The 1,674-nt window shown below is 67.4% G+C and carries 1 protein-coding gene; it reads left to right on the plus strand.

Annotated elements, in window-relative coordinates:
- Positions 1 to 52 precede the first annotated feature (52 nt).
- The coding region (locus OOT08_RS02190; protein ID WP_325090915.1) for an MDR family MFS transporter at positions 53 to 1,674 on the plus strand (1,622 nt) is incomplete at its 3' end.

Genomic DNA, 1,674 nt, shown 5'->3' on the forward strand with positions numbered 1-1,674 from the left:
TTCCCCGCGCACACGCCATCGAGCGCCCCACCCGAAGGACAGCATTCCCGTCATGACCTCCACCGCCTCCCCGGGCGCCCCAGCGGCGCCCCTCTTACTCACCCAGCGTCGCATCTGGATCATCTTCTCCGCGCTCATTGCGGGGATGATGCTCTCCAGCCTCGACCAGACCATCGTCTCCACCGCGATGCCGACCATCGTCGGCCAGCTCGGCGGGGTCGAACACCAGGCGTGGATCACCACCGCCTACCTGCTCGCCACCACGATCGTGATGCCGATCTACGGCAAGTTCGGCGACGTGCTCGGCCGCAGGACGCTCTTTCTCATCGCAATCGCCCTGTTCACGCTGGCCTCGGTCGGCGCGGCCTTCGCCCCGGACTTCACCTGGTTCGTCGTGTTCCGCGCCATGCAGGGCCTCGGCGGCGGCGGTCTCATGATCCTCTCCCAGGCGATCATCGCGGACATCGTGCCCGCCTCCGAACGCGGCAAGTACATGGGCCCCCTCGGCGCGATCTTCGGCCTCTCCGCCGTCGCCGGACCCCTCCTCGGCGGCTTCTTCGTGGACCACCTCACCTGGCAGTGGGCCTTCTACATCAACATCCCGATCGGCATCGCCGCCTTCATCATCGCCTGGTTCGCGCTCACCCTGCCGAGCAAGAAGGCCGAGAAGAAGATCGACATCCTCGGCGTGCTGACGCTGTCCATCGCGACCACCTGCCTCATCTTCTTCACCGACTTTGGCGGCAACAAGGATCACGGCTGGGGCGCGCCAGAGACGTGGCTCTGGGGGGCCGGGCTGGTGCTCGCCGCGCTCGCCTTCGTCCTGATCGAGGCCCGGGCCGAGGACCCCATCATCCCGCTCAGCCTGTTCAAGAACCGCATCTTCGTGAACGCGACCGCGATCGGCTTCACGCTCGGCCTCGGCATGTTCGCCGCCATCGCGTTCGTGCCCACCTTCCTGCAGATGTCCTCCGGCGCGTCCGCCGCGGCGTCTGGGCTGCTGATGCTGCCCATGATGGCGGGCATGATGGGCACGTCGATCTGGTCGGGCATCATGATCACCAAGCGCCAGAAGTACAAGGCGTACCCGATCGTGGGCACCCTCGTCACCGCGGGCTCGATGCTCGCGATGACGACCCTGACCGCGAGCACCCCCATCTGGCTGATCTGCGTCTACCTGTTCTTCTTCGGCGCGGGGCTCGGCCTGATCATGCAGGTCATGGTGCTCGTCGTCCAGAACGCGGTTGACCCGGGCATGGTGGGCACCGCGACAAGCACGAACAACTACTTCCGCGAGGTCGGCGCGTCCCTCGGCGTCGCCATCTTCGGGGCGATGTTCACCAACCGGCTCTCCGAGAAGCTCGGCGAGGTCTTCTCGGGTGCCGGGATGCCCAACGCGCAGGAGGCGGTGGCCACGATCGACCCGCAGAAGCTCGCGGAGATGCCGGCCGAGATCCGTGACGGGGTCGTGAACGCGTACGCGGACTCGCTCGCCCCCGTGTTCTGGTACCTCATTCCGTTCCTGCTGATCGCCTTCGCGCTCGCCCTGTTCCTCAAGCAGATCCCGCTCTCGGACGAGTCGGGGATGGTCGCCCGCGGCGAGGCCATCGGCGGCGCGGAGGCGGAGGCCCGGGAGGCCGAGCTGCGCGCGCAGTCCCAGGCGAACAGCGCCCC

This window comes from Leucobacter sp. M11, assembly GCF_035726885.1.
GTDB lineage: Bacteria > Actinomycetota > Actinomycetes > Actinomycetales > Microbacteriaceae > JAPFRB01.